Below are 22,998 nucleotides of genomic sequence, written 5' to 3'. Positions count from 1 at the left end.
AAGAGATGAATATATGGCATATTTGCATCTTTGAGTTAAGACGTATTCTTAAGATTCGATCTGTGGTATTGAACCTGTTCATCCTGCCGTTGTTACTGATTTTTATATTGGGCACGGCTCTTTCCAGTACGATGGGTACGGCGGATGATGTTATTCCAGATAGTGTACGTGTGGGAATTATCCATTTGAGTACTGAATCTGGTGGAGGATCAGATACGCTTAATCAAGCGCTGGATACATTCGTTGCATCCCCGGGAGTGGCTGAGATGGTCAAGGTGCAGAACTTTAAGACAGAAGAAGAGGCTGTCCATTCGCTGCGTACCGGCAAGCTGGACTTTGCTGTAATGATTCCTTCGGAGCTTGAGGAAAACGTGATGAGGGGGAAAGAGGCCAGGTTACAGTGGATACGAGGAAAGGACAACACGCTTAACACATTGGGTGAAACTTTGTTCACGCGATTTACGGATGAATGGAACCGACAGATGGCGATGACCAGAGTGTTAGGTCCTGAAGTGATTGCTGCCATGTCCTCTTCTTCGAAGTCTGGTGCGGCGAGTTCCACCTCCATTGCTGTGGTTAATCCCGGAAAAACAGGCACAGCCTACAGCGCTTCTCAATACTATGCCGCATCCATGCTGGCCATGTTCATGTTGTACTCGGGTATGACGACAAGTACCAGCCTCTTTGGAGAGCGGGATAACCGAACGTTGATTCGCCTTCAGGCTGCGCCGATTGGTAACGGAGTTATTTTCGCTGGCAAAATTGCAGGCAATAGTCTGCTCGCTTTCTTGCAGGCAACGACGATTATCCTTATGACGTCTTGGTTCTACGGTGTAGATTGGGGAACCCATCCCTGGTATATTGTGCTGACTTGTGTAGGAATCACATTGGCGTCCATGACCCTTGGCGTGATCGTGGCATTAATATGCAAAACCACGGCATCGGCCAGCGCAACCATCCAAGGTATCATCATTGCTATGACATTTATTAGTGGCGGGTTTAGACCCATTCCGATTGATTTTGTACAACGGCTTAGCGAATTCACGGTTAACCACTGGGCGCTCCAGAGTTTTCTGAGAATGATGCTGGATGCACCAGTAGGCGAGATTGTATATAGCATTCGGATGTTAGGCGTGGTATGCGCTGTATTACTGTTGATCTCAGGATTAATCTATAGAAAGGCAGGATACCGATATGAATAGTCTGCACATCGCCTGGTTGATGATTAGACGTACACTAGGTCGTAAAATGGGCTTCATTACGTTTCTACTTCTGCCTTGCCTGGTGGTTACAGGGGCGGTTGCTCTTTTTGGAAACGAGCAGAGTGCACGTACTGTTATCCCCTATGTCAATGAGGATGGAGGGGCAGCAGGAGCGTGGATGATTCAAGAACTTGCTGGCAAAGAGGAGTACCTGCTCAAGCCGATGACTAACGAAGCAGAAGTGAAGGAAGCCATGGCTCAGCAAAAAGGAAGTTCTGGCATCATTATTCCAAAGCGATATACGGAAGATCTCTTACAAGGCAAGGCAACTGAAATTCAACTGGTGGAGCTGCGGATAAGCGAAGCTTCCTACACACTGCGAGCAGCTGTTGAAGGTTTGGCGAGTGGATTGCAACAATCTGCTTCAGCTATTACGTTGGCCGCAGGTCCTGTCTCAAGTGAGACTGATAAACTATCGAGTATACAGAAGCGATTTGAACAGCTTTTACAGGAGATAGGAAAGCATCAGGTTGCTGGTGAAGTTACCGCTCTGCAGATCTATCCCAAGCCAGGCCTGAACAATGTGACTGGATTTACAATCATGTTTATGATGGGGCTGCTGACCAGTGCAGTGGCTGTGATCATGGAAGATCGCAGGAAACGTACGATGGCGAGAGTATATACGGCACCCGTTCGTGCATATGAGATTGCGCTTGGCAATTTCCTGGGTAGCTTTGTCATTGGTATGATTCAGATTGTAATCGTTTTGGGAGTCAGCAGGTGGCTGATTCATTATGATGCCGGTATTCCTTTTGGCATTCATTTCCTGATCTTGGCAGCATTCATGTTGGTCTCCATGGGGCTCGCAAGTACCGTGGCAGGATTAATCCGTAATCCCAAAAATGCGAATATGCTGAATTCACTTGTCATTATGCCTACCTGTATGATAGGCGGTTGTTTCTGGCCCATCTCGTTCATGCCTGACTATATGCAAAAGCTCGCCAACTTTGTTCCGCAGAAATGGGCGATTCAGGCGGTGGAGACGATCTCTGCTGGTGGTACACTGTCGGATATTACACTGCCACTATTGATTTTGTTTGGCATGGCTGCCATTTTGCTGACTGTAGGCTCGGCTATTCTGCGTCCTAGCCAGCCAGGAGTAGAGGCATAGGCATAAGGTGTAGATCAAGATCAAGACGAGTTTTGGAGAGCTAATGTCAACCGAAAAAGATATCAAACAAAAAGCACGTTCTGCCTGAACTTGATTCAGCAGAACGTGCTTTTTGTTTTTTGTTTTAAATAAGAATGAAGATTGAAGAATGTTAATGATGCATTAAACGAGATATAGATGATTAAGGTTGGAGTTGACGCAAGACAGTGATTTCGACCCGACGGTTCTTTTGTCTTCCGGCCGCTGTGGTGTTGTCACCCGTTGGGCGAGTATCCGCATATCCGGCATACTGGAATCCGTCCGGGTTAAGTTTCTCTGTATCCAGAAAAAAGCGTAATACAGACAGTGCGCGTTCCCCGGAAAGCTGCCAGTTATCGGTATAAGCGGAGTTTGCTCCGACAGGAACGTTATCGGTATGACCTTCAATGCTGACAACGGTATTTAGATCCCGGAACAGGCTGGCAAGCTTACTGAGCGTTGGTGCTGCACCGTCCTTCAGAGCGGCTTGTCCCTGATCAAACAGGAAGCGGTCACTAAGTGTAATGGATAGGCCCTGTGGCTTGTCCGCAACAAAAATCTGATTTTCCAGTTTATTATCCTCGATATATTGGGTAATCACATTGAACAGATTTTGCAGTTCCTGCTCCTGTGATCTGAATTGTTCTTCCCGTTCTGTGAGGGGCTTGTCATCATCATCTGGAGTTGCCGTTCCGGAATCGGAAGGGTTTCCTTCACCTTTTGAAGAATCTTCCCCTTGAATTCCGGATGGTGGAGTCTCTGTAATCGTCTGTCCGGGTTTCTCGCCGAGTCCTTCACCAAGTTCAAGGATCGAGTCGGACGCATTGAATGTATTTTGTAACGACTGAGTAACGACGTCATATTTACCGGAATCCAGATTGCTCATGGCGTACATGATGACAAAAAAGATCAGAAGCAAGGTTATGAGATCGGCATAAGTTATCATCCAGCGATCCCGATGATCAACTGTTTCACGTTTTCCGCGCCGTTTACTGCGCCGACTCATCCAATCCCTCCTTTGCTAGGGGGCGTATAGGCTGACGGTGCGTAAGGGTGAAAGACTCCAGTCTTTTGCGTACAAGCTGGGGATTCTCACCGTTCTGAATGGCAAGTACACCCTCAAGAAGCATTTCCATGGTCTGCACTTCGTCAGCACCTCTGGATTTGATTTTGGATGCAATGGGCAAAAAGATAAGATTGGCACTGGCGACCCCATACAGGGTTGCGGTAAAGGCAACAGCAATAGCAGGTCCGAGTCCGGTGGGATCGGTCAAACTGCCAAGGACCTGAATAAGTCCCATCACGGTTCCGATGATCCCCATGGTTGGGGCATAACCGCCAGCAGATTCGAAAATTTTGGCGTAGCCCTCATGTTTTTGTTCAATAGAGTCAATCTCCATCTCAAGGATCTGGCGAACCACATCCTGATCCGTACCATCGACAACCATCTGAATACCGTCTTGCAAAAATGGATGCGGATGATCCATAACCTTGCGTTCCAATGCAAGCACACCTGAGCGGCGTGCGATCGAAGACATCTCGACCAATTCTTCAACCCACAAGCCTGAATCATTATTGTGACGTCCAAAAGCCATACGCAGGGCAGCTGGAATCGTACGAAGACGATGCGCTGGGAAACTGGCAACCACAGCAGCAATCGTTCCACCGAATACAATTAAAGCAGCCGTTTTTTGCAGGAGACCGGACAACTGGCCGCCTTCCCACAAAAAACCGCTAATGACTGCGGCAATTCCGGCAATAATACCGATAAGTGTCGCAATATCCATAAATTAACCCACTCCTATCTTCATTTCACGTTTGCATCACTAAAACGAACGAGGTATAATTAAAAGGGAACAAATATTCCTATTACTATAAGTTTTCCCATATGAAAATTCGGGGAACTTCGACAATATATAGTGACTATTATTTTAGACGATAGGGTGAGATACGGCAATGAGCGATATTATAATGAGCGACAAAACGTTCGAAATCGAGTCAGAGTTTTCTCCCCAAGGTGATCAACCTGCTGCCATTAAAGAATTGGTGAAGGGTGTTCAGGAGGGGAAGAGATACCAGACACTGCTGGGTGCAACCGGTACGGGTAAGACGTTTACGATCGCCCAGACGATAGCCCAACTGCAACGTCCTACGCTGATTATTGCACACAACAAGACGTTGGCAGCGCAGCTTGCAAGTGAGTTCAAAGACTTTTTTCCTAATAACATGGTTGAGTATTTTGTCAGTTATTACGATTATTTTCAGCCAGAAGCATATATTCCGTCCTCCGATACGTATATCGAGAAGGATTCAAGTATTAATGAAGAGATCGACAAACTGCGGCATGCAGCGACAAGTTCGTTGTTTGAGCGTAGGGACGTCATCATTGTAGCGAGTGTTTCTTGCATCTATGGTTTGGGTTCACCGCACTCGTATTCAAGCATGTTGCTGTCACTTCGGGTAGGCATGGAGAAACCGCGCAATCAGATTTTGTCCCGTCTGGTAGAGATTCAGTATCAGCGGAACGATATTAACTTTGTACGGGGTACGTTCCGTGTTCGTGGGGATGTTGTTGAGATTTTCCCTGCTTCCAAGGGTGAACATGCAATTCGTGTTGAATTGTTTGGTGATGAGATCGAGAAGATTACGGAGATTGATGTGTTGACCGGAGAACTGATTGGCGAACGTGAACATATTGCCATCTTCCCGGCGTCTCACTTCGTAACGCAAGAAGAGACGATGAAGGTTGCGCTGGTGAACATTGAGCGTGAACTGGAGGAGCGTCTTGAAGTGTTGCGTGAACAGGGGAAACTGTTGGAGGCTCAGCGACTGGAGCAGCGCACACGGTATGATATCGAGATGATGAAGGAAGTCGGATTCTGTTCGGGGATTGAGAACTATTCCGGTCCCCTGACTTTCCGCGAACGCGGCGATACTCCATATACATTGATGGACTATTTCCCGGATGACATGTTGATCGTGGTCGATGAGTCTCACGTGACTCTGCCACAGATCCGTGCGATGTACAATGGTGACCAAGCGCGGAAGACAGTACTGGTTGAACATGGTTTCCGCCTGCCGTCAGCGCTGGATAATCGTCCGCTCAAATTCGAAGAGTTTGAAGGCAAAATGGATCAGATTATCTATGTATCAGCAACACCAGGCCCGTATGAGATTGAGCATACCGATACGATGGTGCAACAGATTATCCGTCCAACCGGATTGCTTGATCCAATTATTGAACTGCGTCCAACAAAGGGACAGATTGATGATTTGATTGGTGAGATTAATGACCGGATTGCCAAAGACGAGCGTGTGTTGATTACAACATTAACGAAGAAGATGTCTGAGGACCTGACGGATTATCTGAAGGAAATTGGAATTAAGGTACGTTACTTGCACTCCGAGATTAAGACGTTGGAACGGATGGCCATTTTACGTGATTTAAGGTTGGGTGTTTTCCATGTCCTGATCGGGATCAACTTGTTACGGGAAGGTCTCGATCTGCCCGAAGTATCCTTGGTAGCCATTTTGGATGCTGATAAGGAAGGATTCTTGCGTTCTGAACGCTCACTGATCCAAACGATTGGTCGTGCGGCGCGGAACAGCGACGGTCGCGTTATTCTATACGGTGATAAAGTAACCGATTCGATGGATAAGGCGATAAAGGAGACCGAACGTCGTCGTGCAATCCAGATCGAGTACAACGAGAAGCATGGAATCACACCACAGACGATTCGCAAAAAAGTGCGTGATGTGATTGAGGCAACCAAAGTTGCCGAATCCAAGAAAGACTATCTCACCGGCGCTGCCGAGAAGATGTCGAAGAAAGACCGTCAGACGCTTATTCAGCGCCTAGAGGTAGAGATGAAAGATGCAGCCAAAAACTTGCAGTTTGAGCGTGCTGCCGAGCTTCGTGATGCGTTGCTGGAACTTCGCGCTGAATAAGATACAGCTCATTCATATGCTCCAGTAAAGATGGATCTGTAACAAGAGAACGGCCAATTGGCCGTTCTCTTGTTGAGTAAGGAAATCGTTGATATGTACCGATAATAAGAGATGTTGAAATCTTGAATTCGGGTCTATACTGATAGAAATGTTGAAATTGGTTAAAAGGTTTATAGGAAAGCAATTGGGAGTCGTGTCCCCCTGATAGCCAAGAGGTACGATGTTATTGACCTTGGAGCCGAGCCGAACGCAATGGCGACCTGGCGCGAACGAGGCGAAGCCGAGAGCGTCTCGCTCTTGACCTTGGAGCCGAGCCGAAGGCAATGGCGACCTGACGCGACCAAGGCGAAGCCGAGAGCGTCCCGCTCTTGACCTTGGAGCCGAGCCAAAGGCAATGGCGACCTGACGCGATCAAGGCGAAGCCGAGAGCGTCCGGCTCTTGACCTTGGAGCCGAGCCGAAGGCAATGGCGACCTGTCGCGACCAAGGCGAAGCCAAGAGCGTCCCGTTCTTGACCTTGGAGCCGAGCCGAAGGCAATGGCGACCTGTCGCGACCAAGGCGAAGCCAAGAGCGTCCCGCTCTTGACCTTGGAGCCGAGCCGAAGGCAATGGCGACCTGACGCGATCAAGGCGAAGCCGAGAGCGTCCGGCTCTTGACCTTGGAGCCGAGCCGAAGGCAATGGCGACCTGTCGCGACCAAGGCGAAGCCAAGAGCGTCCCGTTCTTGACCTTGGAGCCGAGCCGAAGGCAATGGCGACCTGTCGCGACCAAGGCGAAGCCAAGAGCGTCCCGCTCTTGACCTTGGAGCCGAGCCAAAGGCAATGGCGACCTGTCGCGACCAAGGCGGAGCCGAGAGCGTCCCGCTCTTGACCTTGGAGCCGAGCCAGAGGCAATGGCGACCTGTCGCGACCAAGGCGAAGCCGAGAGCGTCCCCTCGCAGTAGAGCGGTCTGATAAGGTTCCGGCAATAGGCCGGAACCTTATCAGAAACCGCGGGCACACGGCAACCCTTCACATAGCAAGACCCGACCCCTCACCGTTGCACCGCTTGTTTCGGGTGTCCAGAGGGCTGCGCCCTCTGGGGCCCTCCCTTGGAAGGGAGGGTTTGGGAGGGATCGAAAAGCCTTTTAAAAGGTTTGGATAGTAAATTTGAGAGGATGAATACTATTGGCGAGCGATAACATTGTCATTAAAGGCGCACGAGCGCATAACCTGAAAAATATCGACATTACCATCCCGCGTGACCGCTTTGTTGTATTGACCGGCCTGAGTGGCTCAGGCAAGTCCTCGCTGGCTTTTGACACCATATACGCAGAAGGACAGCGACGGTATGTCGAATCATTGTCAGCTTACGCACGGCAGTTTCTGGGACAGATGGAGAAACCGGATGTGGATTCCATCGAAGGATTGTCTCCTGCCATTTCAATAGATCAGAAAACAACAAGTCGTAACCCGCGTTCCACGGTAGGAACCGTGACGGAAATTTATGATTACCTGCGTCTGTTATTTGCACGTGTGGGTCATCCACATTGTCCAGACCACGGCGTAGAGATCAGTTCCCAGACTGTAGAACAAATGGTTGACCGTATTATGCAATATCCAGAGCGTACTCGGTTGCAGATTTTGGCACCCATTATCTCGGGTCGTAAGGGTGAGCACAAGAGTGTGTTTGCTGATGTGTCCAAGCAGGGCTTTGTCCGTGTACGGGTGAACGGGGAACTTCGTGACCTGTCAGAAGATATCCAATTGGAGAAAAATAAAAAGCATACGATTGAAGTCGTTGTTGACCGGATCGTTGTTAAGGATGATGTACAGGCGCGTCTGGCCGACTCTATTGAAACAGCACTTAATTTGTCCGGTGGACAACTCCTGGTGGACATTATGGGTGAAGAAGAGTTGCGCTTCAGTTCCAACTTTGCCTGCCCGGTGTGTGGATTCAGTATTGAAGAGCTTGCACCACGGATGTTCTCATTTAACAGTCCCTTCGGCGCTTGCCCGGATTGTGATGGGTTAGGTGTCAAAATGATCGTTGACCCTGATCTGCTCGTACCGGATCGCAGCAAGACGATTGAAGACGGTGCTTTTGATGCCTGGACAGGTGGCACATCTACTTATTATCCGCAGTTTTTGAAGTCGGTATGTGAGCACTTTAACATTCCGCAAAATGTACCTGTCGAAGATCTACCCGCTGAGCAGATGAACAAGTTGCTGCAGGGTACGGGTTCGGAGAAAATCCGTTTCCGATATGAGAACGATTTTGGACAACGCAAGGAAGCACTGGTTACCTTTGAAGGTATCGTGAACAATCTGGAGCGTCGTTACCGTGATACAGCATCGGAAGGTATCCGTGAATTCATTGAGGGTTACATGAGTGCAAAGCCTTGTGGTACGTGTAAAGGTCAGCGTCTGAAACGCGAGAGCCTTGCAGTTACAATCAATGATCACAACATGGCCTATGTGACTAGTTTGTCCATTGGTGAAGCCGGCCGATTCTTCGAAACATTGGATTTGACGGAGAAGGAGCGGACGATTGCCAAGCTTATTTTAAAAGAAATCAACAGCCGTCTCGGCTTCCTGGTGAATGTTGGTCTGGATTACCTTACACTGAGTCGTGCTGCCGGAACCTTGTCTGGTGGAGAAGCCCAGCGGATCAGACTGGCTACACAGATCGGTTCCAGCCTGATGGGTGTACTGTATATTCTGGATGAGCCGAGTATTGGTCTGCATCAACGGGATAATGACCGTCTGATCTCAACGCTTGCGCATATGCGTGATATTGGTAACACGTTGATCGTGGTTGAACATGATGAGGATACGATGATGGCTGCGGACTATATTATTGATATTGGGCCGGGTGCAGGTATCCACGGAGGCACCATTATGTCACAGGGTACACCGGAGGAGATCATGAACGATGAGAACTCCTTAACCGGTCAATATCTGAGTGGTCGCAAGTTCATTCCTGTACGTACAGAGCGCCGTAGTGTAGGAGACCGTTGGTTGGAAGTGCGCGGAGCCAAAGAGAATAACCTCAAGAATCTGAACGTGAAGATTCCGGTAGGTGTATTTACGGCGGTAACAGGTGTGTCTGGCTCAGGTAAATCCACATTAATTAATGAAATTTTGTACAAAACGCTGGCACGTGATCTGAACCGTGCCCGGGTACGTCCGGGTCAGCATAAAGAAATTCGTGGTCTCGAACATATTGATAAAGTTATCGATATTGACCAGTCGCCAATCGGGCGGACACCACGTTCCAACCCGGCTACGTATACAGGTGTCTTTGATGATATCCGGGATCTGTTTGCCCAGACGAACGAAGCCAAGGTACGTGGATACAAGAAAGGCCGATTCAGCTTTAATATCAAAGGTGGACGTTGTGAAGCCTGCCGTGGAGACGGTATTATCAAAATCGAGATGCACTTCTTGCCGGACGTTTATGTGCCTTGTGAAGTCTGCAAGGGCAAACGATACAATCGGGAAACGCTTGAAGTGAAATACAAAAACAGAAATATTTCCGATGTGCTGGAAATGACGGTGGAAGATGCAACCCAATTCTTCGAGAACATTCCGAAGATCCATCGTAAAATGCAGACTCTGATGGATGTGGGCCTCGGTTATATCAACCTGGGACAACCTGCAACGACCTTGTCTGGTGGTGAAGCCCAGCGGGTGAAGCTCGCTTCCGAGCTGTATCGCCGCAGTACAGGGAAAACCATCTACATCCTCGATGAACCGACGACCGGTTTGCATGTCGATGATATCGACCGTTTGCTCAACGTATTGCACCGTCTCGTTGATTCAGGTGAATCAGTCTTGGTGATTGAGCATAACCTGGATGTAATCAAAACAGCAGACTATGTTGTTGATCTGGGTCCGGAAGGCGGTAGCGGTGGAGGAACCATTGTTGCAACGGGAACCCCTGAGGACATCATCAAAGTGGAGGCTTCGTATACGGGCAAGTATTTGAAGCCAGTTCTGGAACGGGATACCGAGCGGAGCAAAGCACTGCAATTGGTGGACTAAGATTCTCTAACCAGTAGTTAGAACCATATGAATGACAGTATTGGCCCTTCTTTTCGAAATGGTTGAGACGTTGGATTACGATCTAACGTGCTCTGCTTCGGGAAGAAGGGCTTTTTAAATTGGAATGATGCACAGTTTTGATCGGTCTACGGTTATCGCGTGAAAGTGTTTACATATGCATTATGACGAGCGTTACAGGAATATTCGGCCAATTTGGATTTTTTTCATTTTTATGGATGATAGGGCTTGCATTACAAGCAGGGTACAGATAACATAGAGGAAGATATTAGGGTATGCGTTAGCTGTTCAACTATGGTAAGGAGGTCTGTCTATCCATGCTGTTTGCAGAAGCTGCCACGGCGAGTACATCGAATTTTAATGCATTTGATATTTTTGTCATCTTATTTACGATCCTGATTTTCATCGGAGTCGTTCGGCTTCTTCGGGCACCGAAGAAGAATCTGTTTGCGATCGGATTTGCAGTAGTCAGTCTACTTGTATTTTTGATGACGGATTATGCGATGATAACCGGTTGGTTTGCTCAGTAGAAAGGCCACTGAAGTGAAGGATCTATAAGCGATTAGTGCATGTTCAAAAAGATCGGTTTTCAGTGCCGAGAAGATGGAATGAAGCTAGAAATGGAGTAGCGGAGCGTAGGCAAACTACGTGAGCAACGGACATTTCGGCTGAATTTCAACTTCGATGCTGATGATGCCACTAGGCATCCTTCGTAATCAAAAGCGAACTTATTGAACAACCTCTAAAAGAGGTATGAAGGAACACTTTCCACGGGAGACATGGAGGGTGTTTTTTTTTCGTTTATATCGAGCGATTGATTAAGATTCTATCTTCTCTACTAAAATAGGACTTAAAACAATTGTATATCCAGATTTTGTATGATACATTGAAGGATACCGGAATTGCAGATGAGAGAAAGAGAGAATAGATTCAGCGATGAATCCGATGTCGAGTCGCGCAAGAAGGATGTATAGAGAGGGTCAGGTGAGAATATGAGCGTGTTGGGTAAAAAGGGAATAGCCATACTGATGGCTGCTGTACTCTCGATTAGTGTAGCGGCAACGGCCGGTGCGGCTGAATCCAAAGCGGCAATGCAAGCGAAAGTGGTGGACGGTCAAGTCTATGTGAATACCAAAGATCTGCTCAAGGCAGTTGGTGGAAGTGGACAATATGATGCCAAATCAGGAACGTACACGTACAAGGGAAGTGAAGCCATCCCCAAAGTGATCGAAAAGGTATCTCCTTCGGTTGTAGGCATTATTGGGAAATCTACCGAAGTGCAAGAAGGTGCATCATCAGACAACCGCTATAATCTTGCCCATGGTACAGGTGTCATTATCCGATCCAACGGATGGATCGTAACGAATGCCCATGTGGTGGATGGATTAACAAACCCTGTGGTCGTAACGACGGATGGCAATACATACAAAATTACGAAAACATACAGTGATGCACTCAGTGATCTGGCGCTAATCAAAATCAATGCCCAATCACTCCAATCGGCGAGCTTCGCCAAAGCTTCACAAACCTCTGTTGGTGAAACGGTGATCGCCTTGGGTACGCCGATTTCCTTTTCCTTGCGCAACTCGGCAACGGTAGGGGTCATTAGCGGCTTGAATCGTGGTGTTGAGGCGACCTATCGGTTAATTCAGACCGACACGGCCATTAACCCAGGAAATAGCGGAGGACCGCTGGTCAACATGAAGGGTGAAGTCGTCGGTATCAATTCCATGAAATTTTCTGCGGTCGGCGTAGAGAGTTTGGGATTTTCGATTCCGGTGGATACCGTTCAATACATCATCGATCAGTTTTTTAAATATGGCAAAATAAAACGTGCAAGTCTGGGACTACAGCTGGAAGAAAGCTGGTCTGCGATTGTGGGCCTTCCTACAGATGATCCTTTAACGATCACGGGTGTACTGTCTCCTGAAGCGAAGAAAGCCAAAATCAAAGAGGGCGACTTCATCTATAGTGTGGCAGGTACACGTGTCTCCTCTGTAGTAGATATCAATGAGCTGCTCAAAACGTATCTGCCTGGGCAAAAGGTAAAGTTATTGATGCAATCGGATGGCGATATCGTCACCCGCACGTTGGTACTTGCTGATCGCGCAGACATCGTAGACGAGGAAGATGAAGCGTTCCTTGCAGATGAAGAACAATAAAGCCCGGCGATCAGCCCGGATGGAGAGAGGACGAAAGAACGGAATGAAAAAGTCATGGATACGTGTGCTAAGCACAGGTGTATTAACCGGGATGCTGACCATTGGAGCGGCATTACCTGTATGGGCATCTGATCTGACGACAAGTGAACTACGGGTCAAAGCGGGCAGCACAAGCGCTTATATTAACGGCGATAAGCAGGCCATAGCCAAACCTTACAAGGTCAAGGGTGTTACGATGGTGCCTGTTGGTGTGTTCAAGAAAGCTTTTGGCAGTGAAATCCGGCTGGAGAAAAATGATATTGTCAAAATCAAGGAAGGTCCGCACACGGTTACCCTAACGATTGGCAGTTCAATTGCCTGGGTAGATGGTGTAAAGCATGAGATGGGTGCCGCTCCGAAGATGGTGAATGGCGTACTTATGGTTCCACTTCGTCCGGTTGCCGCCGGGATTGGAGCAACGCTAGCTCCGAACAGTTCCGGAGAAATGGTGATTCGTCTGTTACAAACCGATGATTCGGTAGACGATGAGGACGGCCTTCATCCCGATGAAGGCAAAACTAGAATTGGCAACAGCTTTTACGGCTGGTCCATTAACTATCCGGCAGACCTTATGGTTTTCCAGACCGGTGAGCAGGAGCGCATGATGACTTTTGGCGCTGCGGACAACAGTTATTATCTTGAGGTGTACGTCAGCGATCAGGACGTGGCTCTGGATGCGGATGATTTGTTGCAGCAACTTATCCAGGAGGCCAAACAATCGGGAGATACGGTGCTGGATCGTGAAGCGGTGTCGAAAGGCAAAACGCCTTATGCACGCATTATCGTGAAAGATGTAGATGGCATGTTGTGGGAGATGCGTCAGTATCTGAGCGAAGGTCGTCAATATGATGTGTACCTCGCAGATTACGAAGCCCTGAATTATAAAGATCTGGGCAAGCGTGCGGCGCTGCTCAATTCATTCCAGCCAACCTATGCCGAATCGGATCGAACGATCAAGGATCTCTCCACTGTAGATAACGGCATGCGCTCCGCATGGAATGATGACTATGGTATTGAATTGAAGATTCCTGCCGGCTGGTCGATGGACAACAATCAGATGACCTATGAAGCCAAAGATGGTGCATATCTGCAATGGCGTGTCACTTCGGCGAAGGCAGGTACAACGGTCAAAGACTGGAGCGGCCAACTGGATAAGTGGATGCGCGAGACATTTACACTAGAGAGTTATGAGCCAATTGGCTCATATACGATGGATATCTCGGGAGAGACTGCCGAGGTGAACGAATTCCGTTATAACTTTGGCGGCGGCTGGCAGACCGAATTCGATGTTCTTTTGCAGAAGAATGGGTATCGATATTATGCAGAGTATACATTCCCGGAAGAGCAAAGTGCAGATCGGGCATGGTTTGAACGGATTATGAAGAGTGTCGAGATTGATTTTGATACGGTTGCCGATAATTTCGGTCAGCTGGATGAAGATCCGTATTTGACAGACAAAACGAAGACACTTACACGTACGTCCAAACGTTATAAATACAGTGTGGATATCCCCCGTTACTGGACGCCTTACAGTGATCGATTCGAGTATTCACCTGTGGTATACACCTTCACGGGCGGAGAATTCTCCATTGCGGCGAGCGAGGACAAGTCGATCGAGATGACGGTCAGTCAACTGAGAGAAGCTTACGCTGAAGCCACCAAAACGCGGAAAAACTTTCAGCTGCTTCGTAGTGAGGAACTGACGTTTGCGGGTGTGCCTGCATTTTCCTTCACGTATCATGAGCTAGACAAAGGCGTGCCATATGCGGGTCGCCAGATCGTGTTTGAAAAGGACGGAACGACCTATACGATCACAAGTGGTCTGAATGATGCCAACAAGACAGAAGTTCAGGCGGCAGCCTTGGAAAAAGCAGTGAACTCATTTACTTTTATTAAATAAAATTGTAGTGAAGCCGGAGGGTCTAATGACCTTTCGGTTTTTCGTCGTGCTGGAAATGAAAATGGTAAACGGTTTTTTCAGGAAAACGTAGAAGAGTCGGTGCAGAAGTGGTACACTATACTAGTTCAGGAGTTATGACTGCTGATCTGGTAAATATGAATGACTGTAAGCTTGGAGTTCAGGCAATACAGACATAATAGATAGATATGGTAATACTTTGACAATGCAGGTGTACCCGATAAGGTGCAGTCTCAAGATTAGTATGTTCAGGCGCTTAAGGATATAGGGATGAAATCCGGCGGATAGCCGGCTATGGGGAGGATCTACATGAAAACAGCAACAATACGAAGAGAAGACGTTGAACTTCTGGCACCTGCTGGTGACTGGGATTGTATGCGTTCGGCGGTAGCCAATGGCGCAGATGCAATTTTCTTCGGAGTCGAAAAGTTTAATGCACGGGCACGGGCGAACAATTTCCGCATGGACGAGCTGCCGGAGATTATGGCGTTTTTGCACAGTTATGGCGTAAAAGGTTTCTTGACCTTTAATATATTGATTTTTGAAAATGAATTGACGGATGCCAAAGAACTGATTGATGCATGTGTCGATGCAGGTGTAGACGCTGTAATTGTTCAGGATTTGGGTCTGGTGAAGATGATCCGCGAGATCTCGCCGGATTTCCCGATTCACGGTTCAACACAGATGACGATTACGTCACCGGAAGCGGTCGAGTTTACGAAGCCGTTTGATATGGAACGTGTCGTTCTGGGACGGGAGAACAATCTGAAGCAGATTCAGAAAATCGGCGAACAGGCGAAGCTTCCCATGGAAGTATTTGTTCACGGTGCGCTGTGTGTCTCATACTCGGGGCAATGTCTGACTTCCGAAATGTGGGGAGGACGTTCGGCGAACCGCGGGGAGTGCGCACAAGCTTGTCGTCTTCCATACGATCTAATGGTGGATGGAGTGCACAAGCCGATGGGTGATGTAGCCTATCTGTTGTCTCCGAAGGATCTGGCAGCGATTGACCTGATGCCGGAACTGATCGAAGCAGGAGTGACTTCTTTCAAAATTGAAGGACGTCTCAAAACGCCGGAATACGTAGCGAACGTAGTAAGCAAATATCGTAAAGCGATTGACCGTTATTTTGATGGAGATAACACACCGCCAAGCAAGGAAGAAGTACGCGAATTGCAGCAAAGCTTCTCCCGTGGATTCACGCATGGTTTCCTGAGCGGTACAAACAACAAAGAACTGGTGGATGGAACGTTTCCGAAAAGCCGTGGTGTCTACCTTGGTCGTGTAGATCAAGTGTTGCGCGATGGTGTGGTCCTGAAGCTGGATGCACCCGTGAAACGTGGAGACGGGATCGTATTTGACGCTGGAGACCCAACGAAGAAGGAAGAAGGCGGACGGGTATACGATGTGCGTCGCAAAGGTGTAAAACTCGAAGGCGAAGCCGAAGAGGGCTGGATCGTTGACGTTGTGCCAGGCCGCAGTGACGTGGATCTGCGCCGCGTGAAAGTTGGCGACAAAGTGTGGAAAACGAATGACCCGGCGCTGGACAAACGTCTGCGTCAAAGCTTTGAGACCGAGAAACCGTTCCGTGTATTCCCCGTGAAGGTGAAGGTCATCGGCAGCCCAGGCCAGCGGCTTAGCACCTGGTGGACAGACGTGCAGAAAGGTACGACTGTCCGGATTGATTCCGAGATGGAACTGGACATTGCACAGAAGCGTCCAATGACACATGAATTGCTCGAAGAGCAGTTCGGACGTCTGGGAGGCACCGTGTTCCAGTTGGAAGGAATGGACGTCAACTTGCACGGTGATGTTATCATCCCGATGCGCGAGTTGAATAACATTCGCCGTCAGGCTGTAGAACAACTTGCGGGCGAACGTCCTAAACCACCTGTCTACGTGAAACGGGCGGTCGATGTGTACGGCGATTCGGTTAAACCGGCATCGCCAGTCGCTCGCGGTCAAGCAGAGCTGACCGCGCTCTGTCGCAGCCTGCCACAAGTGGAGGCAGCGATTGAAGCAGGAATCGGCATGATCTATGCCGACTTCGAGTTTATCAAGCAGTTCCCGGCAGCTGTGGAAGCTGTGCATGCCGCTGGTCGCAAGATCGCGCTGGCAACACCGCGTATTCACATGCCTGGGGAGAACGGTTATCACAACAATATCTTGCGTCTGAAGCCGGATGCGGTATTGGTACGTAATACAGGTGCACTGTACTTCTACCTGCGCCACCGTATGGAAAACCCGGATGCAACGCACCCGGAACTGATCGGCGACTTCTCATTGAACATCGCCAATCACAAAGCCGTTGAATTGTTCCTGGAAGCCGGATGTGACTGGATTACGCCATCCTATGACCTGAACATTCAACAAATGGTTGATTTGCTGGGCCACTCCCGTACAAGTCAGACCGAAGTGGTTATCCATCAGCATCTACCGATGTTCCATACCGAGCACTGTGTGTATTGTACGTTTATGAGTGAAGGAACGGACTATACGAACTGTGGTCGTCCTTGTGAGGAACAACGTGCATCCCTGCAAGACCGAATTGGTATGTCCCACCCGGTACGTGTGGATGAAGGTTGCCGCAATACGGTATACAATGCAGTGGAGCAGTCAGGTGCAGAGTATTTGACTAACTTTATGGATCTGGGTGTATCTCGTTACCGTGTGGAGTTCCTAGAAGAGACACCGGATCAGGTGCGCGAAGTCATTGATCTGTACAACCGTGCATTGCGCGGTGAGATCAGTGGTACACAAGTGTGGAAAACACTCAAAGCAACGAACCAACTGGGCGTTACACGTGGTCAATTGGTGAAATAATTAGATTGTATGGTACAACAACAGTTACAGCATGAAGGAACCCCAATCTCTGCTTCAAGGAGCTCTTGGGGTTTTTTTACATCATGACACAGGAGGCGAAGAAGCGTGGCGCCATTCACAATTATGGATATCAAATTGCTGTGCGGGGTCACGGCATTCAAGCGCGGAGAAGATTATAACCAATCTGGCAGGGTGACCAATCTGGTGGTCAGTAAGGATCAGCTTCATTATGAAGCACAGGTACGTGGATCGGAGCGCTATCAGGTGACGGTGGATATAGATGAAATGGGAGAGGTTGTGGCAGGCTGCAGTTGTCCGGGTGACGGCAGGCATTATGACTATTGTAAACATGTGGCTGCTGTCCTGTTGGCTATTCACGAATGGGGTGAGCAACAGGAGCGTAATGTCACAATTGAATCTGGGAAGCCTGCTCAATCTGCTACAGGTCAAGGCGTCAATACCAGTTCTAGCATAGGTTCCAAGTCCAGGGTTGGGACGCTGGTCGAAGAGAGCAAGTGGGAGCGCCCCCAGTCTTATTCACAACGAGAGCAACTGGATGATCCTTCAGAGCATCCGCCCGTTCACTTTGCCCAAGCAGGTCGTCCAAGTTCAGCTTCGGGGTGGGGCCGCTCGGCAGATAAACCTTCGTACCGTACGGCAGATCAGATTCTGTCCATGTTTGCCAAGGATCGGAGACCACTGCATGGAAATGATCGTAAGTACACGGCTCCTGTCAGCCGTTCCTCCCTGCGGGAAGAATTGCAGGTCCAGTTTATATGCAAGCTGACACAGGTTCATAAGGGTGGGGGGAAACTTGCTCTTGAACTGAAAGTGGGAAACAAACGTCTGTATGTGGTGCAAAAAGTGAAGCAATTCCTGAATTGCATCGAAAAGGGCGAGCCAATGTCATTTACCAAGCTGTTCCACTATGATCCATTGATGCATGTGTTCACTCCGCAGGATCAGGCCATTCTCTCGATGCTTATTCGAATGAGACAGAGTGAGGAGGCCTATCGCCAATCCATCTCCGGATATCTGGGGGCTTCGGACGGACGGAACATACTGATTGCGCCACTCGTATGGAAGCCGCTGCTGGAATTGCTACTACAGGCCGACAGTCGGATGGAGGGTACAGGATTTGCCAATGGACCACTCACGCTCGGTGAGGGAGTATTACCTTTGTTTTACCGGATCGCCCAGGGAACGAATGAAGGGTATCAGCTTGAGATTTCCGGACTACGTGAGCTGATTCTTCTCCCTGCTTATGATGCTGCTGTGGTGGAAGGACAGTTGCACATGTTGGAGCCGATGCAGATGCGAAGTCTGGAGGACTTGAGTGCGGCACTCACTTCATATGGGATTAAGGAGAGCATTGATATTTCGACCCAACAGGTGGATGAATTTGTGCAGCATGTTGTGCCTGAACTGCGTACGCTTGGACATCTGTCCATTGATTCGCAGGTGCGTGAACAGATCGCGGAACCGGAACTTAGACCGAAGTTATACATCGACTTCTATCGTGAACGCATTACAGCACGTCTGGAATTCGACTACGAGGTCATGGTTATTAATCCGCTGGCAGAGTATTTGATAGATGAAGAAGAGAAAAAGGTTATTTTGGTGCGTGATCGATACAAAGAGCGAAACTTGATTGAACGGCTTGATCGATCTTTTCTCGAAAGGGAGGGTAGTGTCTGGGCGAGCGAACGCGAAGATGCCATCTATGATGTCATGTATCATCTGTTGCCTGAGCTTGAGAAACAGGTCGAAATCTATATGCCAAACGCCGTGAAGGCGATGGTGCAATCCTATCCAACACCGCCGAAAGTACGAGCAGATTTGGGAAGAGGATTGGACTGGCTGGAGATTTCATTCGAGATGGAAGGTGTGGACGAAGAGGAACTTCAGGAACTCATGCGCCGCATTGTGGAAAAGAAACCATATTTCCGTCTCAAGAGCGGTGTCTTTCTCTCGCTTGAAAATGAAGGTGCAGACAGCTTCGCTCACATGGCTGATTCGCTTGGACTTGGAGCAGATGACATCAAGAGCAGCCATATCCGGCTGCCAGCTGTTCGGGCGTTGCAATTGCCAGGCAGGGATGAGGTTTCTGGTCATGTGAAGTGGGGAGGCTCCCTGAAACGTTTCCTCGATGATCTCCGAGATCCCGAGCGGATGGATTTTGCGTTACCAAAAGCATTAACCCCCATCCTACGGGATTATCAGAACAGCGGATACCAGTGGCTGAGTACCCTCGCTTATTATCGGTTTGGCGGCATTCTGGCGGATGATATGGGACTTGGCAAAACGTTGCAAAGTATCGCCTATATCACAGCGGTACTTCAGGAGAAGCCTGAGTACAACGCTGACCATACGGGTAGTGATAAGTACCGAGAGAGCGGATCATTATGGGATGGTGAAACGTTGGCGACTACCGACATTGATCCCGAAACTGGGCTCCCTTTGGATAAGATGACTTCAGAGAATACGGATGGCTCATGGTCCACGATGCAGCAGGATGGATTGACGGTCCGAACGAAGGTTATTCATCCTCCGGTACTTGTCGTGGCCCCTGCTTCGCTGACCTATAACTGGGCGAATGAGTTTGCGAGGTTTGCCCCGCATTTGAACGTCCTGATTGCAGCTGGGCAAAAAGAAGAGCGAGCCAATATGCTTTCAGGTATGGATGAGGCAGATGTGATTGTGACATCGTATCCTTTGTTGCGACGGGATTTGGACACGTACCTGGGCCGAACCTTCCATACGCTCATTCTGGATGAAGCTCAGGCAATTAAAAATGCTTCCTCCCAGACTGCGCAGGCAGTGAAACAAATTCAGGCACCGCGCCGTTTTGCACTCACAGGCACACCTGTGGAGAACTCGCTGGATGAATTGTGGTCCATTTTCGAAGCGGTATTCCCTGGACTGTTTCCAAGCTACAGAAGATTCCGCGACCTTCCTCCGGAACGGATCTCGCGGATGGTACGTCCGTTTATTCTGCGCCGCCTGAAAAAGGATGTGCTGGAAGAATTGCCTGATCGAATTGAAACGGTACAGCGGTCAGAGCTTACGGTTGAACAGAAGAAACTGTACGCCGCATACCTTTCCCAGCTTCAGGATGAAGCATCGAAGGACATGGAGGATAATGGATTCCAGAAGAATCGTATCAAAATTCTAGCAGGCATCACCCGTTTGCGTCAGTTGTGCTGCCATCCGGCCCTCTTTGTCGAAGGCTATCAAGGCGATTCTGGGAAAATGGAGCAGTTGCTTGAAATGGTCGAGGATTGTTTGGCCGCAGGCAAACGTATTCTTATTTTCTCCCAATTCGCGAGCATGTTGAACCTGATTCGTCAGACACTCGCGGCACAGGGAAAAAACCTGTTTTACCTCGATGGTCAGACCCCTGCGCAGAGCCGTGTCGAGATGTGTCACAGATTTAATGAGGGTGAAGCTGAACTGTTCTTAATCTCCCTGAAAGCTGGCGGTACCGGATTAAACTTAACAGGTGCAGATACCGTTATATTATATGATCTGTGGTGGAATCCCGCGGTGGAAGAGCAGGCGATTGGCCGTGCCCATCGTATGGGACAAAAACAGGTGGTGCAAGTCATCCGCTTGGTTACCGAAGGTACAATCGAAGAGAAGATTCTGGAACTCCAGCAGCGGAAGAAGGACTTGATTGCCGAAGTGATCGAGCCGGGAGACGGGGGCTCAACGACCTTATCCGAACAGGATATCCGCGAATTGTTGATGGTATAATGAAGTCCGAGCATCGTAGCAATGAGAATCATTAAATATATGAAACTATACAAGATGAACTAATGATTTACACGAGAAACGTAGAGGACAGAAAAAACTGGAGAAGCGGAGCTACAAGCTTTCTGCAAGAAAGCTACTTCGAAAGCGTAGACTTCGCCTAAAAGCTTTCTGAAAGAAAGCTGCATCGGAAGGTTGTTCTGTTATCGTAGTGTCAGTGTAAATAACTTTTAGTTCAACTTGTTTAGCAAAAGGAGTGGGTTCGTGTGCGTATTCGCAAAGCGATTATTCCAGCCGCAGGGCTGGGTACCCGGTTTCTGCCTGCCACCAAGGCGATGCCTAAGGAAATGCTGCCCATCGTGGACAAGCCAACGATCCAGTACATTATTGAAGAAGCCGTTGCTTCAGGTATTGAAGATATCATTATTGTGACAGGTAAAGGGAAGCGGGCCATCGAAGATCACTTCGACTATTCGTTTGAGCTGGAGCAGAACCTGGCGGACAAACAGAAGTGGGACTTGCTGAACGAAGTACGTAAACCCTCCGAGATGGCAGATATCCATTATATCCGTCAAAAGGAACCGAAGGGACTTGGTCACGCCATCTGGTGCGCCCGCAAGTTTATCGGCAACGAGCCTTTTGCCGTCCTGCTAGGGGACGACATCGTGGAATCGGACCATCCCTGTCTGAAGCAGATGATCGAGGTCTACGATGAATTGCAATCTCCGATTGTTGGTGTACAGCCAGTTGATTGGAATGAGGTATCTCGCTACGGGATTGTGGACGGAGAGTTGTTGACCCCTACCGATGATCGTGTCTTTCGTGCTCGCCGCCTAATTGAGAAACCAAAAACTGAAGATTCTCCATCCAACCTGGCTATTATGGGACGTTACATTCTTACACCGGATATTTTTGAAATACTAGGTCAACAATCTGCTGGCGTTGGGGGCGAAATTCAGCTCACGGATGCCTTGTCCCGATTGAATGAACAGCGGCAGATTATCGCGTATCATTTTGATGGACTGCGTCATGATGTTGGTGAGAAGTTGGGTTTTATCGAAACGTCGATTCACTACGCATTGCAGCGCCCGGATCTGCGGAAAGATCTTTTGAAGTATTTGGAACAGGTTGTAAAGGGTCAATAATTGGTTACTGCATGTCCTTGAAGTCCAGCCGAAGAATGATATCGCGGCTGGGCTTTAATTTATTTTATGGAAGGGTAAATATGAGAATTATACAGGCCAATGAACAAACACTTACCTGACACTTTACATATACATAGTCAATATGAAGAAATGATGTCAACAGCAAAACGGAGGGATGTCATGAAGGTACTTCCGCTGTTTATGGATGGCGCTGCCATCTTGGAACCCAAGATTTATGGTGATCACCGTGGATATTTTATGGAGAGTTATAATGAGCAGGTTCTGCATGAACAGGGAATACAGCACGTCTTTATTCAGGACAATCAATCCTTGTCGGCTGAAGCAGGTGTTTTACGTGGGCTTCATTACCAGCTTCAGCCCAAAGCGCAAACTAAATTGGTGAGGGTTATATCTGGGGCTATATATGATGTGATCGTGGATGTCCGCACTTCATCCCCCACTTTTGGCCAATGGAAAAGTGTCATTCTAAGTGAGTACAACCAGCGGCAGCTGCTTGTTCCTCAAGGCTTTGCTCATGGATTCTGTACCTTGGTGCCTCATTCCCAGGTAACTTATAAGGTAGACGCCTATTATTCTCCTGAACATGACCGTGGAATTCTGTGGAACGATCCGGCACTCGCCATTGATTGGCCTGTGACGCAACCTATATTATCGGAGAAGGATCAGAAGCATCCTTTACTGAAAGATGCTGAACTGAATTTCGACTAATTAATCAGACTATTCAGATACTTCTGTATCTGGAGGCAGAGGGAGAGT

At 48.6% G+C, this 22,998-nt stretch carries 13 protein-coding genes; 11 read left to right on the top strand and 2 right to left on the bottom strand.

Annotated elements, in window-relative coordinates:
- Nucleotides 1-5: 5 nt before the first annotated feature.
- Together MKZ12_RS26750 and MKZ12_RS26745 are read left to right on the top strand one after the other, a co-directional pair.
- Complete coding sequence (locus MKZ12_RS26750; protein ID WP_339257610.1) at nucleotides 6-1,202, top strand: ABC transporter permease; 1,197 nt, start codon at nucleotides 6-8, stop codon at nucleotides 1,200-1,202.
- Nucleotides 1,195-2,373: an ABC transporter permease gene (locus MKZ12_RS26745; RefSeq protein WP_339257608.1), complete on the top strand. Its 1,179-nt coding sequence runs from the start codon at nucleotides 1,195-1,197 to the stop codon at nucleotides 2,371-2,373. Before MKZ12_RS26750 ends, MKZ12_RS26745 begins: the two co-directional genes overlap by 8 nt.
- A gap of 181 nt (nucleotides 2,374-2,554) precedes the next feature.
- On the opposite strand, the gene MKZ12_RS26740 is transcribed toward MKZ12_RS26745, so the two are convergent.
- Nucleotides 2,555-3,397 carry a flagellar motor protein MotB gene (locus MKZ12_RS26740; RefSeq protein WP_339257606.1) on the bottom strand — a complete coding sequence of 281 codons (843 nt, stop codon included), beginning with the start codon at nucleotides 3,395-3,397 and terminating at the stop codon, nucleotides 2,555-2,557.
- Nucleotides 3,381-4,178 carry a flagellar motor protein gene (locus MKZ12_RS26735; protein ID WP_339238065.1) on the bottom strand — a complete coding sequence of 266 codons (798 nt, stop codon included), beginning with the start codon at nucleotides 4,176-4,178 and terminating at the stop codon, nucleotides 3,381-3,383. Before MKZ12_RS26735 ends, MKZ12_RS26740 begins: the two co-directional genes overlap by 17 nt.
- A 169-nt stretch (nucleotides 4,179-4,347) precedes the next feature.
- On the opposite strand from MKZ12_RS26735, the gene uvrB reads away from it, so the two are divergent.
- From uvrB to rfbC, 9 genes are all read left to right on the top strand, one after another.
- Nucleotides 4,348-6,339, top strand: coding sequence for an excinuclease ABC subunit UvrB (gene uvrB / locus MKZ12_RS26730; RefSeq protein WP_339257604.1), 1,992 nt, complete (start codon nucleotides 4,348-4,350; stop codon nucleotides 6,337-6,339).
- A gap of 1,165 nt (nucleotides 6,340-7,504) precedes the next feature.
- Entirely contained in the window at nucleotides 7,505-10,363 is a 2,859-nt protein-coding gene (uvrA, locus tag MKZ12_RS26725) for an excinuclease ABC subunit UvrA (RefSeq protein ID WP_339257602.1), read from the top strand.
- 335 nt (nucleotides 10,364-10,698) lie between these two features.
- On the top strand, nucleotides 10,699-10,911 hold the full coding sequence (locus MKZ12_RS26720) for a hypothetical protein (protein WP_017692026.1): 213 nt from the start codon (nucleotides 10,699-10,701) through the stop codon (nucleotides 10,909-10,911).
- Between the two features lie 462 nt (nucleotides 10,912-11,373).
- Nucleotides 11,374-12,543, top strand: coding sequence for a trypsin-like peptidase domain-containing protein (locus MKZ12_RS26715; protein ID WP_339257600.1), 1,170 nt, complete (start codon nucleotides 11,374-11,376; stop codon nucleotides 12,541-12,543).
- A gap of 43 nt (nucleotides 12,544-12,586) precedes the next feature.
- Nucleotides 12,587-14,482, top strand: a complete 1,896-nt coding sequence (locus MKZ12_RS26710) for a stalk domain-containing protein (protein ID WP_339257598.1) — start codon at nucleotides 12,587-12,589, stop codon at nucleotides 14,480-14,482.
- Nucleotides 14,483-14,809: 327 nt separating this feature from the next.
- The gene (locus MKZ12_RS26705; RefSeq protein WP_339257596.1) at nucleotides 14,810-17,323 is read left to right on the top strand and encodes a DUF3656 domain-containing protein; all 2,514 of its coding nucleotides are present in this window, start codon (nucleotides 14,810-14,812) and stop codon (nucleotides 17,321-17,323) included.
- 105 nt (nucleotides 17,324-17,428) lie between these two features.
- Nucleotides 17,429-21,079, top strand: a complete 3,651-nt coding sequence (locus MKZ12_RS26700) for a DEAD/DEAH box helicase (RefSeq protein ID WP_339257595.1) — start codon at nucleotides 17,429-17,431, stop codon at nucleotides 21,077-21,079.
- 263 nt (nucleotides 21,080-21,342) lie between these two features.
- Entirely contained in the window at nucleotides 21,343-22,221 is an 879-nt protein-coding gene (gene galU, locus MKZ12_RS26695) for a UTP--glucose-1-phosphate uridylyltransferase GalU (RefSeq protein ID WP_339257593.1), read from the top strand.
- Nucleotides 22,222-22,401: 180 nt separating this feature from the next.
- The gene (gene rfbC, locus MKZ12_RS26690) at nucleotides 22,402-22,950 is read left to right on the top strand and encodes a dTDP-4-dehydrorhamnose 3,5-epimerase (RefSeq protein WP_339257591.1); all 549 of its coding nucleotides are present in this window, start codon (nucleotides 22,402-22,404) and stop codon (nucleotides 22,948-22,950) included.
- Nucleotides 22,951-22,998 lie beyond the last annotated feature (48 nt).

Origin of the sequence: Paenibacillus sp. FSL R5-0713, from assembly GCF_037973325.1 — a bacterium.
Lineage (GTDB): Bacteria > Bacillota > Bacilli > Paenibacillales > Paenibacillaceae > Paenibacillus.
The sequence above is the reverse complement of the archived record's forward strand: the minus strand, read 5'-3'. Positions and strand labels throughout refer to the sequence as shown.

What these genes read in the sequence shown, in the direction of transcription:
- MKZ12_RS26740 (WP_339257606.1), bottom strand. Translation starts at nt 3,397, where the DNA reads ATGAGTCGGCGCAGTAAACGGCGCGGAAAACGTGAAACAGTTGATCAT.
- MKZ12_RS26745 (WP_339257608.1), top strand. Translation starts at nt 1,195, where the DNA reads ATGAATAGTCTGCACATCGCCTGGTTGATGATTAGACGTACACTAGGT.
- MKZ12_RS26705 (WP_339257596.1), top strand. Translation starts at nt 14,810, where the DNA reads ATGAAAACAGCAACAATACGAAGAGAAGACGTTGAACTTCTGGCACCT.
- MKZ12_RS26750 (WP_339257610.1), top strand. Translation starts at nt 6, where the DNA reads ATGAATATATGGCATATTTGCATCTTTGAGTTAAGACGTATTCTTAAG.
- rfbC (WP_339257591.1), top strand. Translation starts at nt 22,402, where the DNA reads ATGAAGGTACTTCCGCTGTTTATGGATGGCGCTGCCATCTTGGAACCC.
- MKZ12_RS26710 (WP_339257598.1), top strand. Translation starts at nt 12,587, where the DNA reads ATGAAAAAGTCATGGATACGTGTGCTAAGCACAGGTGTATTAACCGGG.
- MKZ12_RS26735 (WP_339238065.1), bottom strand. Translation starts at nt 4,178, where the DNA reads ATGGATATTGCGACACTTATCGGTATTATTGCCGGAATTGCCGCAGTC.
- uvrB (WP_339257604.1), top strand. Translation starts at nt 4,348, where the DNA reads ATGAGCGATATTATAATGAGCGACAAAACGTTCGAAATCGAGTCAGAG.
- MKZ12_RS26720 (WP_017692026.1), top strand. Translation starts at nt 10,699, where the DNA reads ATGCTGTTTGCAGAAGCTGCCACGGCGAGTACATCGAATTTTAATGCA.
- MKZ12_RS26715 (WP_339257600.1), top strand. Translation starts at nt 11,374, where the DNA reads ATGAGCGTGTTGGGTAAAAAGGGAATAGCCATACTGATGGCTGCTGTA.